Source organism: Vibrio ezurae NBRC 102218, assembly GCF_000467185.1.
In the GTDB taxonomy this organism is placed as follows: Bacteria; Pseudomonadota; Gammaproteobacteria; order Enterobacterales; family Vibrionaceae; genus Vibrio; species Vibrio ezurae.
Genome location: NZ_BATM01000001.1, coordinates 26180 through 38994, shown reverse-complemented (window position 1 = coordinate 38994; position 12815 = coordinate 26180). Strand labels below are relative to the sequence as shown.

Genomic DNA, 12815 nt, shown 5'->3' with positions numbered 1-12815 from the left:
ACTGGCATTTTTTATGTTTTCATTTCGAACCTTATTTGTTTATTGCGCATGCCTATTCGCGGGCATCCTGTTTGATAGCGTACATATCCCTGCTGCAACGTTACTGGGCCCAATGTTGGCCGCTATTGTGTTTAGTTTTTATAAATGGTCAGTGAAAACGCCAAAATCGGCTATTTACCTGATTCAGTCTGTGATTGGATTGATGGCAGGGCGGGTGTTGGATTTAAGTATCTTAAAGCCGTTTCTGTCTATTTGGTGGATATTTGTCGGCGTAGCGCTGGTGGTGCTACTCGCTTGCCAGTTAATGGGATATAGCCTCGCTAAGTTACGCATATTACCAGGCAGTACCGCGATATGGGGGTGCGCCCCGGGTGGTGCATCCGCTATGGTGGTGATGGCAGAGTCTTATGGTAATGATCCTAGCTTAGTGGCGTTCATGCAGTATCTACGTGTGGTTATGGTTAGCTTATTGGCGGCGACCGTTGCGCATTTCTTAGCGATTGATGCTACTCAATCCACGCAACTGCATATACAGCACTGGCTCGATCCACATCCATTGGTAGCTGTGCTGGAAACGCTGTTTATTATTGTGGTGACCTCTTATCTTGGGGTGAAATCACGCTTGCCTGCCGGCTGTTTTCTCGTGTCGATATTTGCCAGTGCTTTTTGTGTTAACTCTGGGATTGCGGTACTTGAAGTACCTGAGTGGACACTTGATATCGCTTATTTAGTGCTTGGCGTGAGTATCGGTATGAGATTTAGCCCACAGATAGTAAAACAAGCCTTGTTTGCGCTTCCTAAAATTCTATTGTCTATTCTGGGACTCATTTCATTATGCGGTTTGGTGGCTGTACTGTTAGTGCTGATATTCCATGTCAGTCCTTTGACCGCTTATCTGGCGACGACGCCGGGAGGGTTAGATGCCGTTACCGCGATAGCATTGTCAAGCCACACCCAAGTCAACTTAGGTTTTGTCATGAGTATGCAGATTGTACGTTTGTTGATGGTGGTATTGCTCGCCCCACACATGGCGCAATTTGCTTCAAAGCGGTTTATACGTCATAGCCAAGCGTGAGTGTTAAAGCGTCGGGTTGGGAGAGCTTTTATCCGTTGTTAACGTAATACACGTTACCTGTGCGAGAGTTATACCAAATCACATGCGTGGCAACTTCTGGATCTCTATCAAAGCCATCCTTGGTATAGATGTAGTGGCATTTGGTCTGATAGGGGCCGTCATTTTCACCGGTGAGATCGGTACTGGTGCGGCGGGCAACAAAGTCAAAGTTATCGGCTTGATTATAGTTTCGGGTAGCGGTGAGAGAGGTGACCAGAATGGCATCAAACAATAGCGAACATGCTACTTCACCACTGCCGATGTTATAAGGCGCCCTAAATACGGCCTGCTTGGTAGTACCAATAGGAAAGCCCACATCATTGAAATCCACTTCACCATTGGCGTAGTTTGGAAGATCAATTTGTGGTTGGTTGGAACGACCTTCAATCGCCCATTTGTGGTGTCCAAAATTGATGGATTGCTGCATCTCGGCGGCAACACCGCGCAACATTGATTCTCTAGCGTCAGCATTGAGGTTGAGAAATCGCGGCGCTGCTATAACAGTGAGCACCGCAAGAATAACAATGACGACGGCCAGTTCAATCAGCGTAAATCCATTTCTGCTGAATGACATAAAACCCTTTTTATATGAGATTAATTGTGCGCGTTAGGGTTTGTCTTGCAATCACCTGACGCACAACGACCGTATAAGTATAAGCTATGGTTGGTTAGGTTGATGTTGTATTTTTTAGCAATTTCATGCTGACGCTGTTCAATCACTTCGTCGTTAAACTCGATCACCGCACCGCAATCAAGGCAAACAAGGTGGTCATGGTGGTGTTGAGTTGCAAGTTCAAAGACCGATTTTCCGCCTTCAAAATGATGGCGAGTGACAATGCCTGCGTCATCAAATTGGTTTAATACTCGGTAAACCGTTGCTAGCCCAATTTCCTCACCGATATCGATAAGTTTTTTATACAGCTCTTCTGCACTGATGTGCTGACAACCGGGTTGTTGCAGGAGCTCTAAAATTTTTAAGCGGGGTAAAGTGACTTTTAACCCAGCTTCCTTCAGGGCTTTGTTGTTATCTGGCATGTATCTTCCTTTAAAAATTTGAGCTGTACGCTAATTGTTCATTATATGGAAAGGATAGACAACAATAAACATTATAAAGGTTGTCAATCTCATTTTTATCCATAAAGCAGAAGGGTATTATGAACAGTATATGGCATTTATACGCGTATTGTTTGTGGATAGGTATCAAAATTAAAAAAGGGGGCCTAAAGGCCCCCTTTACAAATAAAGAAGGTTTAGTCTTCTAATTCGGCCAGACACATTTCGGAATGAATCTGCTCTACCCAAGCGTTAACACGTTGTTCGGTCAGTTCAGGCTGACGATCTTCATCTATACATAAGCCGATAAAGTTATCATCATCAACCAGTGCTTTAGAAGCTTCAAATTCATAGCCTTCTGTTGAAGTATAACCGACGATAGTACCGCCTTTCGCTTCAACAACATCACGAACTGTCCCCATAGCGTCACAGAAGTACTCAGCGTAATCTTCTTGATCACCACAACCAAAAATGGCGACGAGCTTAGTGCTAAAATCGATGGTTTCTAGTTCAGGGAAGAAATCGTCCCAGTCACATTGAGACTCACCGTAATACCAAGTAGGGATACCAAGTAATAGTAGATCGAAGTTATCAATGTCTTCTTTGCTACTTTTTGCGATATCTTGAACGTGAACCAGTTTTTTACCGAGTTGTTTTTGAATCATCTTTGCAACAGCTTCTGTATTACCAGTATCACTGCCGAAGAAGAGACCTACACTTGCCATAGAATCAGTACCTATATTGGATGTAATGGGATGCGTTTATACGGTGTTAAAGATTATAAACCTGAGCCTTCCCAAGAGAGTTGTATCACTCCCTTGGTCACAAAGCCGGCACAACCTAGAAACAGCACTAACCATACGATACGACGCCCAAATGGAGGAACATTGCCCTGCTTTAGAACATCTTTGATTGCCAAGCCTATTAGTAAAAATACGGCTGCAAACAACAAATCGAGTCCGATGGATTCAATTTGATTAATGTAATCGTATAGCATGGCATCCCTTTATGCTTAATCAATCGCGGAACTATATCATAATCTAGTGAGGTCTGTTTACCCTTGAACCTCAATTTTGTGTAATAAACTTGCGAATCACTCTCAATACCATGTCGGGTTTTTCTGCATGTAGCCAATGCCCAGTATTAGAAATGATATGTGCTTTCGCATTCGGGAATTGCTGCATAATGCTGTGTTGATGTTCCGCTTGAATATAGTCCGAATTAGCGCCTTTCATAAATAAAGTTGCAACGGGATTCGGCGCTAAATCCTCCCAAGTCATGATTTGTTCATACTGATTTTGTAAGGCGATGTAATTGAAACGCCAGCCCAAAGTTTCTCCCTCTTTATATAGAGATTTACTTAAAAACTGGCTAACACCTTCCATCTCGATATGTTGCGCGAGCTGCGACATGGCTTCAGAGCGGAGTGTCGGTTTTTGTTTTGCCACTTCCTGAATACCCGCAAAGACATTGCTGTGACGATCAACATGGTAAGCCACTGGTGCCATATCCAGTACGATTAATTGTTGAATGGCCTCTGGCTTTAGTGAAGCCAGCTTCATTGCCACTTTACCGCCCATCGAATGCCCAATCACAATGAGCTCGGTCAGTTTAAGATCGTCAATAACAGTCAGTATGTCTGACGCTTGATCCTCGTAATTGTGTTCAGGGTAATGCGGAGAACGGCCATGGTTACGCAGGTCCACACTGATCACTTGATGATCTTGACTGAGATCGCGAGCAAGCAGTCCTAGGTTATCTAAACTGCCAAATAAACCATGAATGAGAAGTATCGGTTTACCGCTACCTTGGATTTTATAGTGCAACTGGCTCGACATTTTCTCTATTTCCTTTTTTCTTTCCGTAGAGACTTGTTCAATAACTGGGTATAATCTGAGGCAGTTTAAACTAATAAGATTGTGAAAAGCGAATGAAAACCATCGAAGTTGACGAAGAACTGTATAGATTTATCGCGAGCCGTACCCAACGTATTGGAGAGAGTGCATCCGATATTCTACGACGTTTACTCGATGTGAATGGTGCTGTAGAAAAACAAGCCGAGACCACTCCAGTTGAGACTGAAGTTGAACCTAAAGGCCCAGCAACACCTATCACCGTTGGTAAACCAACGCAGTCTATTGACCCTATCAAGCAAATCCGCAGCGAGTTGATTTCAGATGAATTTGCCTCTCTTGATAAGGCGATTGATCGATTTATGTTTATGTTATCTGCGCTTCATAGAATTGATAAAGACGGATTCGCTGAAGCGACCCAAGTAAAAGGGCGCAAGCGAGTTTACTTTGCAGATAACGAAGCTGTGCTTTTGGCAAGTGGCACTACGACCAAACCAAGAGCGATTCCCGGGTCACCGTTTTGGGTGATTACCAATAACAACACCAGCCGTAAACGTCAGATGGTTGAGCAGTTAATGGTAAGAATGTCCTTCCCTGCCGAATTAATAGAACGTGTCACACGTTCGATATAATCCCAAGGAATAATACCCACAGAATCCCCCCAGGTTCGTGGGTATTTTTGATTTTAAGAACTATAAAAAGGAATAACGCAATGGCTATGCATCCTCGTGCCGGGCAAAAGGCTCAGCAAGAAGATCTACACAACATCCCCCAGTTGGTGGCTAACTACTATTTATTGCAACCTGAAGCAGGCAACACGGCACAAAAAGTCGCGTTTGGTACTTCAGGCCATCGTGGTAGTGCTGATAAGGTAACCTTTAACGAAAATCATATTTTAGCGATCGCGCAAGCAGTCGTTGAAGTTCGCGCGAGTCATGGAGTGACCGGGCCGTTATTTGTGGGTAAAGACACCCACGCACTTTCTGAACCTGCATTTTCTACTGTGGTAGACGTGTTGGTAGCAAATGGTGTGCAGGTTATCTGTCAAGAGCATGAAGGCTATACCCCAACTCCGGGTATCTCTCATGCAATCCTGACTCATAACTTAGTCAACGATGCGAAAGCTGACGGCATCGTCATCACTCCTTCGCATAACCCGCCGCAAGATGGTGGCATCAAGTACAACCCTGTACATGGTGGCCCTGCGGAAGGTGAGTTGACTAAAGCAATTGAAGATCGCGCCAATGAAATCATTGCTACAGGTCTGGTGGATGTAAAACGTGTAGGCATTGCGGATGCAAAAGCCAGCGAGTTGTTTATTGAAAAAGATCTCGTGGCTCCTTATGTGGCGGATCTGGTCAACGTGGTTGACATGCAAGCGATTCAAAAAGCCAACTTAAAAATCGGTGTTGATCCATTAGGTGGTTCAGGCATTGATTACTGGCGTCAAATTCAAAAAGCGTACAACCTAGATCTTACTCTAGTGAGTGAAGCCATTGACCCTAGCTTCCAGTTCATGTCTTTAGATAAAGACGGTGTGGTACGTATGGACTGTTCTTCGCCTTACGCGATGGCAGGTCTGCTAGCACTGAAAGACGATTACGACCTAGCATTTGGCAACGACCCGGACTATGACCGTCACGGGATCGTAACGCCAGCAGGTTTGATGAATCCAAACCATTTCCTAGCTGTGTGTATCGATTACTTATACCGTCACCGTGAAGGTTGGGGCGCAGAAGTTGCCGTGGGTAAAACATTGGTTTCTAGTGCCATTATCGATCGCGTTGTGGCTGATCTTGGTCGCGAACTGTGTGAAGTGCCTGTTGGCTTCAAATGGTTTGTAGGCGGTCTGTACGAAGGCAAGTTTGGCTTCGGCGGTGAAGAGAGCGCAGGGGCGTCTTTCTTACGTAAAGACGGTACGCCTTGGGCAACGGATAAAGATGGCATCATCTTATGTTTGCTAGCGGCTGAAATTACTGCCGTAACGGGTAAAAACCCTCAGCAATACTACAACGAGTTAGCCGCGAAACACGGTGAGTCTAGCTACAACCGTATTCAAGCAGTAGCAAACGGCCCACAAAAAGACGTACTGACTAAGCTGTCTGCTGAGATGGTGTCTGCCGATACTCTAGCGGGTGATGCGATTACAGCGCGTTTAACACACGCTCCGGGCAATGGCGCTGCGATTGGCGGACTAAAAGTGACCACAGCAAATGGTTGGTTTGCCGCTCGTCCTTCAGGTACCGAAGAAATCTATAAGATTTACTGTGAAAGCTTTAAAGGTGCTGAGCACTTAAAGGCGATTGAAACGGAAGCGCAAGAAATAGTAAATCAGGTGTTTAAGGCCGCAGGTTTATAATCTCTGCTTTTACATCGATAAAGTGACAAAAACCCATTGCCTTTTGGTCAATGGGTTTTTTTATATCTTATACCTATCGTACGAAATAACGGGTTATTCTAGCTTGTTAAAATGCTCGATAGCTGTGCTAGTACTGAACACTTTCTTAGTGTGATTGGTATTAAATCGAGACTTAAAAAACGCTGAAAAATTAATGAGATAGGCGTCGAGCGGTTTTTCTCTCTTGCATTCGGTGCAGAAGAATCACGATGAACAGTGGGGCGCAGATCATCAGCATAAAAACGAATAATGCTTCTACCAATTGTGCCATAAGAATTCCTAGATAAACTAGCCAGTGCTAAAAATGTAGCAAGACTTTATTCTTCTGCATTGGCAGGTTCAATATGCACGTAGCGACCAGTTTACGCATTGATAAATATTTTGTATATTATTATATGCTTAAGTTATTGTTTTATAGCGATTTTTATTTGTTTTCATGAGCAGTGAAGTAGAATTTGCAATCACTGTTTGAAAAATTAGCTACGTATTATTTGGCCAATTATCGGGCACGATGAACCAAAACCGACCCGATTGGCTCTGACAGTGCAAAATAGACTGTAGGGGTTTTGTCACCGCAGTGAGCTCAGGGGTGAGTGCTGCGCCAATTGCCCAGCAGGACTTATCGAGTTGATATAAAGATTCATCTATTTGGGAAAACTGCTTTTGGTAACACCAATAGCCGGTAATTTGGCTTACATTAATTTCTTTTCCTTCGCAAAAACGAGGAATAGGGTGTGACTCAAAGGGGTTGATATACAAACGCCCTTGCATTAATAGGTGCTGAGACAGATATTGCCATTGTGGATATTGCTCAATAAAGCATGGCGTATGGGTGTGCTTGAGCTGATGATTTAACATATGGCGCAATTTTTTATCTAAACGATCTTTGGCGTTCGGCCCATACCATCTTCCTTGGTGCAATAAGTAAAATTTAATCGCCACTTCCCAATGCTGAGCAAGATGGCTTGCATCAAGCGAGAATGGGTCTCGTAAAATGAAATCAAGCTCCCCCAGTGTTCGCCCTTCATTATTGAGTTGCAGTTCGGTCTGTTCGATAGCAAGGGGAGAGCAGTGCGTAAATAATTCTTGGCATAGGTGCTGATATATAAAGCCAAGGCGAGAGTTGCCACGATAGTCGTTAATCTGCAGATTATCGGTATGAGTAAAGGGCAGTTTCTGCACAATGATCTCATCACCTATAAATAGCGGTGGGGTAGTTGCAATCCACTGTGCAAATTGAGTTAAAATTGAAGCATTCACCGTATAGTTAGGCATAAATAAACCCGCATAGGTACAAACCTGTAAAAGGAGGTTTATTTAACTTGCTACATATCCGATGTATTTTCAAATATTTGGAATAAAAATGAATAATTTAAAATTACAAAGCCTTCTTAATGACAAGTTAAGTGCAACGCAGATCAAAGATTATGCGCCGAATGGATTGCAGGTTGAAGGTGTCGAAAACATCAAAAAAATTGTAACGGGCGTGACGGCGTCCCAAGCGTTAATTGATGAGGCGATTAAACAAAATGCCGACGCACTTTTGGTGCATCATGGTTATTTTTGGAAAGGTGAAGCTGAGCCTATTGTTGGTATGAAAGGGCGCCGGATTCGCGCTTTGATTAAAAATGACATTAATTTGTATGGTTATCACTTACCGCTGGATATTCATCCTGAACTAGGGAATAACGTCCAGCTGGCACAATTACTCGATATCGAGATAGAAGGTGGTCTAGAAGGGCATGCTCAATCTATCGCACTTTATGGACGTTTAAAAGCACCGCTGACTGGTGCGGAGTTTGCGTTACGTATTGCGCAAGTACTCGATCGAGAACCACTGCATATCGCCCCAGATCATGCCGACAAAGTGATCGAAACTGTCGGTTGGTGTACGGGAGGAGGGCAGGATTATATTCAGCTTGCTGCCGATCAGAATCTTGATGCGTTTATCTCAGGAGAGATTGCAGAGCGCACGACTTTTGTCGCTCGTGAGCAGGGTATTCACTACTTTTCGGCAGGTCATCATGCGACAGAGCGCTATGGAATTAAAGCGCTGGGTGAGTGGTTAGCACAAGAACACGGCTTTGAAGTGACTTTTGTGGATATTCATAACCCAGTGTAACTTGGTGTCGTTCGATATAGCGTAAAGGACAAAAAAGGCTTGAACAATAGTGCTCAAGCCTTTTTATTCTGCGTTGAGATTAGCCGTTATTCACGTTCATGAAGTGGCTTAAATTCACGCTGAGTTGCACCCGTATAAAGCTGACGAGGTCGGCCGATACGGTTATTTGGATCATTGTGCATTTCGCCCCAGTGTGCAATCCAACCCACAGTACGTGAGATAGCAAAGATAACGGTAAACATAGAGACTGGAATACCGATCGCTTTTAGAATAATGCCTGAGTAGAAGTCAACGTTCGGGTAGAGTTTCTTCTCAACAAAATATTCATCAGAAAGTGCAATACGTTCCAGTTCCATTGCTACATCAAGCAAAGGGTCTTTAATATCTAGCTCTTCTAGCACATCATGGCAAGCTTCACGCATGACCGTTGCACGAGGGTCGTAGTTTTTGTAGACGCGGTGACCAAAGCCCATCAAGCGGAATGGGTCATCTTTGTCTTTTGCTCTCGCCACATACTCTTCAATCTTGTCTACGCTACCGATTTCCTCAAGCATATGCAGACAAGCTTCGTTTGCGCCGCCGTGTGCCGGTCCCCACAAAGAGGCAATACCTGCCGCAATACAAGCAAATGGGTTAGCGCCTGAAGAGCCCGCTAAACGAACTGTTGAAGTTGAAGCATTTTGTTCATGGTCTGCATGCAAGGTGAAGATTTTGTCCATTGCGCGAGCAACCACAGGGTTAACTTCGTATTCCTCACATGGGTTAGCAAACATCATATGCAGGAAGTTTTCTGCATAAGTCAGGTCATTACGTGGATAAATGAACGGTTGACCTATGCTGTATTTGTAACACATTGCCGCAAGAGTCGGCATTTTTGACAGTAGTCGAAATGCTGCAATTTCACGGTGTTCATCATTGTTAACGTCGAGTGAATCGTGATAGAAGGCGGCTAAAGCACCTACTACTCCACACATTACTGCCATCGGGTGGGCGTCGCGACGGAAACCGTGGAAAAAGCTGGCGATTTGTTCATGTACCATAGTATGGCGGCCAACCACTTTCTTAAAGTTCTCGTATTTTTCGCGAGTTGGAGCTTCTCCGTAGAGCAAAATATAACAAACTTCTAAATAATCTGCGTTGTTTGCTAACTCATCGATTGGGTAACCACGGTGCAGTAAAATACCTGCGGCGCCATCAATGTAGGTGATTTGAGACTCACAAGATGCGGTGGCTAGAAAACCAGGGTCAAAGGTGAAATACCCTTGGCTTCCTAATGTACGAACATCGATCACGTCTGGGCCATCAGTTCCCTTCATAATCGGCAATTCGATAGGCGCTTGACCCTCAATAGTCAGAGTCGCTTGCTTATCTGCCATAACATTCTCCTTTGTTATTTATTTTCCATCTTGATTCAATGGTGCACCAAATTTGTACTGGTGTTCGCCTTCGATGTCAATTTATATAGCTTTTTGTGTGCACTTACCTCGATTTCTATAAGTGGAATTGCTAAAAATCGGGGGTATGTAACAAAATTTGTTAATAATATTGTGCGTCATTGTTAACAATCGTTATAGTGACCATGAAATAAAAGCTATATCGTTGATTTATCTCTAAGGCGGCCTTCTGCTAATTAGAGGCGAATTTAAGTTATAGATGACTGATATGACAAGATGATTAGCTTTTACCTTAACTTATGTAAGCTTTTGTTAATTTTTTGCTAAAAAGCTCAATTGTTTACTATTTGTAACTGTTCAAAGGAGCTGAGAGAGCACGCCGTGGACAAGAAAAAAACAAGACCTGTCAATTTGGATCTGCAAACGATTCATTTCCCAATTACTGCCATTGCTTCGATTCTGCATAGGGTGTCCGGTGTGATTACCTTTGTTGCTGTAGGGATCTTGCTTTGGTTACTTTCTATCTCATTATCATCACCAAAAGGATTTATGGAGGCGGCCAGCTATGTGGATGGTTTCTTCGTCAAATTCATATTGTGGGGAATACTGACTGCACTTTTCTATCATATCGTGGGCGGTATTCGACATCTTTGCCAAGACCTTGGTTACTTTGAAGAATTAGAGAGCGGTGCGAAGAGCGCTCAAATCTCCTTTATTGTGACAGGCGTATTAGCAATCGTTGCAGGAGTAATAGTATGGTAAATCCTGTTTCCTCCGTAGGGCGCAATGGCGTACATGACTTTCTATTGATTCGCGCTACGGCCATTATCTTAACGCTGTACACCATTTATCTTTGTGGCTTTTTCTTATTTTCTGGTGATATTGGTTATTTGCAGTGGACTCACTTCTTTGGTGGGCTGTTCACTAAAATATTTACCATGATCGCACTGTTTTGCATTCTTATCCATGCTTGGATTGGTGTGTGGCAGGTATTAACCGATTACATTAAACCAGCGCTGCTACGCGGCAGCCTGCAACTGGTTCTCGTTGCAGTGCTATTTGGTTACTTTTTCTCTGGCCTATTTATTCTTTGGGGGGCATAGATGACAATTCCAGTTCGCGAATTTGATGCTGTTGTCATTGGTGCTGGTGGTGCAGGTATGCGCGCAGCACTACAAATCTCTGAGCAAGGTTTAACTTGCGCATTACTATCAAAAGTTTTTCCAACTCGTTCTCATACGGTTTCAGCGCAGGGTGGCATTACCGTTGCCCTTGGCAACTCTCACGAAGACAATTGGCAATGGCATATGTACGACACCGTGAAAGGGTCGGACTACATTGGTGACCAAGACGCTATCGAATATATGTGTAAGAACGGTCCAGAATCTGTCATCGAGCTAGAAAAAATGGGACTACCGTTTTCTCGCTTTGAAGACGGTTCGATTTATCAGCGTCCGTTTGGTGGTCAGTCAAAACAGTTTGGTGGTGAGCAAGCGGCGCGTACTGCGGCGGCGGCTGACCGTACAGGCCACGCACTATTGCATACCTTGTACCAACAGAACATCAAATACAAAACCACGATTTTCAGTGAATGGTATGCCCTTGATTTGGTGAAGAACCAAGACGGCGTCGTCATGGGCTGTACGGCAATCTGCATGGAAACCGGCGAGATGTGCTACTTCAAATCGAAGGCCACTATTTTAGCCACTGGCGGTGCAGGCCGTATTTATTCTTCAACCACTAATGCTCACATCAATACCGGTGATGGCGTAGGCATGGCACTGCGCGCTGGTGTTCCTATGCAAGACATGGAAATGTGGCAATTCCACCCAACGGGTATTGCAGGAGCCGGTGTTCTTGTAACAGAAGGTTGTCGTGGTGAGGGTGGTTATCTTCTTAATAAAGATGGCGAACGCTTTATGGAGCGTTATGCACCGAATGCGAAAGACTTAGCTGGCCGTGACGTTGTGGCGCGTTCAATGATGATTGAAATTCGTGAAGGCCGTGGTTGTGATGGCCCTTGGGGACCTCACATTAAGCTGAAGATGGATCATTTAGGTAAAGACGTACTCGAGTCTCGTCTGCCGGGTATCTGTGAACTATCACGTACCTTTGCTCACGTTGACCCAGTAAAAGAACCGATTCCTGTTATCCCAACTTGTCACTACATGATGGGCGGCGTACCGACTCAAGTTTCCGGCCAAGCCATTAAGCTCGACGGCAATGGACAAGATGTGGAAGTACAAGGTTTATTTGCTTGTGGCGAAATTGCCTCAGTATCGGTACACGGTGCAAACCGTCTAGGCGGCAACTCGCTGCTTGATTTGGTGGTATTTGGCCGAGCAACCGGTCTACACCTTGGTGATACATTGGATGCTCAGTCAGAAGCTCGTGCAGTTTCAGAGTCAGATATTGAAGCGTCTCTAGCGCGCACTATGCGTTGGGAGAACAGCACCAGCGGTGAAGACCCTGCGCAAATCCGTAAAGATATGCAAAGCTGCATGCAAAACAGTTTCTCGGTATTCCGTGAAGGTGAAGCGATGGCAACGGGGCTTACTGAGTTGCGTGAAATTCGCGAGCGCCTGCAAGATGCGCACCTTAGCGATAAATCCACAGAGTTCAATACACAGCGTATTGAGTGTCTCGAACTTGATAACTTGATGGAAACCGCTGTAGCAACTGCGGTTGCTGCTAACTACCGTACAGAAAGCCGTGGCGCACACGCCCGCTTTGATTATCCAGACCGCGATGATTCGCAGTGGCTATGCCACTCAATTTACAATCCAGAAACGGAAAGTATGTCTAAGCGTGATGTGAATATGGAACCTGTGCATCGTGAAGCGTTTCCACCGAAAGCTAGAACTTATTAAGGGAGCGAGAT

At 44.5% G+C, this 12815-nt stretch carries 14 protein-coding genes; 7 read left to right on the top strand and 7 right to left on the bottom strand.

Going from position 1 to position 12815, the window contains the following annotated elements; genetic code table 11:
• The first annotated feature begins 13 nt into the window (after positions 1-13).
• Positions 14-1075: an AbrB family transcriptional regulator gene (locus VEZ01S_RS00185; RefSeq protein ID WP_021711984.1), complete on the top strand. Its 1062-nt coding sequence runs from the start codon at positions 14-16 to the stop codon at positions 1073-1075.
• 28 nt (positions 1076-1103) lie between these two features.
• Here the strand turns inward: VEZ01S_RS00185 and VEZ01S_RS17020 are convergent, their stop codons facing one another.
• The 5 genes from VEZ01S_RS17020 to VEZ01S_RS00160 all read right to left on the bottom strand — a co-directional run bounded on the left by VEZ01S_RS17020 (position 1104) and on the right by VEZ01S_RS00160 (position 4005).
• A complete protein-coding gene (locus VEZ01S_RS17020) occupies positions 1104-1688 on the bottom strand; it encodes a type II secretion system protein (protein WP_021711983.1) in 585 nt (194 codons plus the stop codon).
• Between the two features lie 20 nt (positions 1689-1708).
• On the bottom strand, positions 1709-2149 hold the full coding sequence (gene fur, locus VEZ01S_RS00175) for a ferric iron uptake transcriptional regulator (protein ID WP_021711982.1): 441 nt from the start codon (positions 2147-2149) through the stop codon (positions 1709-1711).
• A 215-nt stretch (positions 2150-2364) separates the two neighbouring features.
• Positions 2365-2892 carry a flavodoxin FldA gene (gene fldA, locus VEZ01S_RS00170; RefSeq protein WP_021711981.1) on the bottom strand — a complete coding sequence of 176 codons (528 nt, stop codon included), beginning with the start codon at positions 2890-2892 and terminating at the stop codon, positions 2365-2367.
• A gap of 53 nt (positions 2893-2945) precedes the next feature.
• Entirely contained in the window at positions 2946-3164 is a 219-nt protein-coding gene (locus VEZ01S_RS00165; RefSeq protein ID WP_021711980.1) for a DUF2788 domain-containing protein, read from the bottom strand.
• Between the two features lie 70 nt (positions 3165-3234).
• The gene (locus VEZ01S_RS00160; protein ID WP_021711979.1) at positions 3235-4005 is read right to left on the bottom strand and encodes an alpha/beta fold hydrolase; all 771 of its coding nucleotides are present in this window, start codon (positions 4003-4005) and stop codon (positions 3235-3237) included.
• A gap of 92 nt (positions 4006-4097) precedes the next feature.
• On the opposite strand from VEZ01S_RS00160, the gene seqA reads away from it, so the two are divergent.
• Together seqA and pgm are read left to right on the top strand one after the other, a co-directional pair.
• A complete protein-coding gene (gene seqA / locus VEZ01S_RS00155) occupies positions 4098-4652 on the top strand; it encodes a replication initiation negative regulator SeqA (protein ID WP_021711978.1) in 555 nt (184 codons plus the stop codon).
• An 80-nt stretch (positions 4653-4732) separates the two neighbouring features.
• On the top strand, positions 4733-6379 hold the full coding sequence (pgm, locus tag VEZ01S_RS00150) for a phosphoglucomutase (alpha-D-glucose-1,6-bisphosphate-dependent) (RefSeq protein WP_021711977.1): 1647 nt from the start codon (positions 4733-4735) through the stop codon (positions 6377-6379).
• A gap of 519 nt (positions 6380-6898) precedes the next feature.
• On the opposite strand, the gene VEZ01S_RS00145 is transcribed toward pgm, so the two are convergent.
• Positions 6899-7693 carry a DUF1853 family protein gene (locus VEZ01S_RS00145; RefSeq protein ID WP_021711976.1) on the bottom strand — a complete coding sequence of 265 codons (795 nt, stop codon included), beginning with the start codon at positions 7691-7693 and terminating at the stop codon, positions 6899-6901.
• An 88-nt stretch (positions 7694-7781) separates the two neighbouring features.
• Here VEZ01S_RS00145 and VEZ01S_RS00140 point away from each other — a divergent pair, with 88 nt between their 5' ends.
• A complete protein-coding gene (locus VEZ01S_RS00140; protein WP_021711975.1) occupies positions 7782-8540 on the top strand; it encodes a Nif3-like dinuclear metal center hexameric protein in 759 nt (252 codons plus the stop codon).
• 86 nt (positions 8541-8626) lie between these two features.
• Here VEZ01S_RS00140 and VEZ01S_RS00135 read toward each other — a convergent pair whose 3' ends face one another.
• Positions 8627-9916, bottom strand: a complete 1290-nt coding sequence (locus tag VEZ01S_RS00135) for a citrate synthase (RefSeq protein ID WP_021711974.1) — start codon at positions 9914-9916, stop codon at positions 8627-8629.
• 399 nt (positions 9917-10315) lie between these two features.
• On the opposite strand from VEZ01S_RS00135, the gene sdhC reads away from it, so the two are divergent.
• The 3 genes from sdhC to sdhA are packed head-to-tail and all read left to right on the top strand — an operon-like array spanning position 10316 to position 12804.
• The gene (gene sdhC, locus VEZ01S_RS00130) at positions 10316-10696 is read left to right on the top strand and encodes a succinate dehydrogenase cytochrome b556 subunit (RefSeq protein ID WP_021711973.1); all 381 of its coding nucleotides are present in this window, start codon (positions 10316-10318) and stop codon (positions 10694-10696) included.
• Positions 10690-11037 (top strand): succinate dehydrogenase, hydrophobic membrane anchor protein, encoded by a 348-nt coding sequence (gene sdhD / locus VEZ01S_RS00125; protein WP_021711972.1) that lies wholly within the window; start codon positions 10690-10692, stop codon positions 11035-11037. Before sdhC ends, sdhD begins: the two co-directional genes overlap by 7 nt.
• Positions 11038-12804, top strand: a complete 1767-nt coding sequence (gene sdhA / locus VEZ01S_RS00120; protein ID WP_021711971.1) for a succinate dehydrogenase flavoprotein subunit — start codon at positions 11038-11040, stop codon at positions 12802-12804.
• The last annotated feature ends 11 nt before the right edge of the window (positions 12805-12815 follow it).

What these genes read in the sequence shown, in the direction of transcription:
- VEZ01S_RS00185 (WP_021711984.1), top strand. Translation starts at nt 14, where the DNA reads ATGTTTTCATTTCGAACCTTATTTGTTTATTGCGCATGCCTATTCGCG.
- VEZ01S_RS17020 (WP_021711983.1), bottom strand. Translation starts at nt 1,688, where the DNA reads ATGTCATTCAGCAGAAATGGATTTACGCTGATTGAACTGGCCGTCGTC.
- fur (WP_021711982.1), bottom strand. Translation starts at nt 2,149, where the DNA reads ATGCCAGATAACAACAAAGCCCTGAAGGAAGCTGGGTTAAAAGTCACT.
- fldA (WP_021711981.1), bottom strand. Translation starts at nt 2,892, where the DNA reads ATGGCAAGTGTAGGTCTCTTCTTCGGCAGTGATACTGGTAATACAGAA.
- VEZ01S_RS00165 (WP_021711980.1), bottom strand. Translation starts at nt 3,164, where the DNA reads ATGCTATACGATTACATTAATCAAATTGAATCCATCGGACTCGATTTG.
- VEZ01S_RS00160 (WP_021711979.1), bottom strand. Translation starts at nt 4,005, where the DNA reads ATGTCGAGCCAGTTGCACTATAAAATCCAAGGTAGCGGTAAACCGATA.
- seqA (WP_021711978.1), top strand. Translation starts at nt 4,098, where the DNA reads ATGAAAACCATCGAAGTTGACGAAGAACTGTATAGATTTATCGCGAGC.
- pgm (WP_021711977.1), top strand. Translation starts at nt 4,733, where the DNA reads ATGGCTATGCATCCTCGTGCCGGGCAAAAGGCTCAGCAAGAAGATCTA.
- VEZ01S_RS00145 (WP_021711976.1), bottom strand. Translation starts at nt 7,693, where the DNA reads ATGCCTAACTATACGGTGAATGCTTCAATTTTAACTCAATTTGCACAG.
- VEZ01S_RS00140 (WP_021711975.1), top strand. Translation starts at nt 7,782, where the DNA reads ATGAATAATTTAAAATTACAAAGCCTTCTTAATGACAAGTTAAGTGCA.
- VEZ01S_RS00135 (WP_021711974.1), bottom strand. Translation starts at nt 9,916, where the DNA reads ATGGCAGATAAGCAAGCGACTCTGACTATTGAGGGTCAAGCGCCTATC.
- sdhD (WP_021711972.1), top strand. Translation starts at nt 10,690, where the DNA reads ATGGTAAATCCTGTTTCCTCCGTAGGGCGCAATGGCGTACATGACTTT.
- sdhA (WP_021711971.1), top strand. Translation starts at nt 11,038, where the DNA reads ATGACAATTCCAGTTCGCGAATTTGATGCTGTTGTCATTGGTGCTGGT.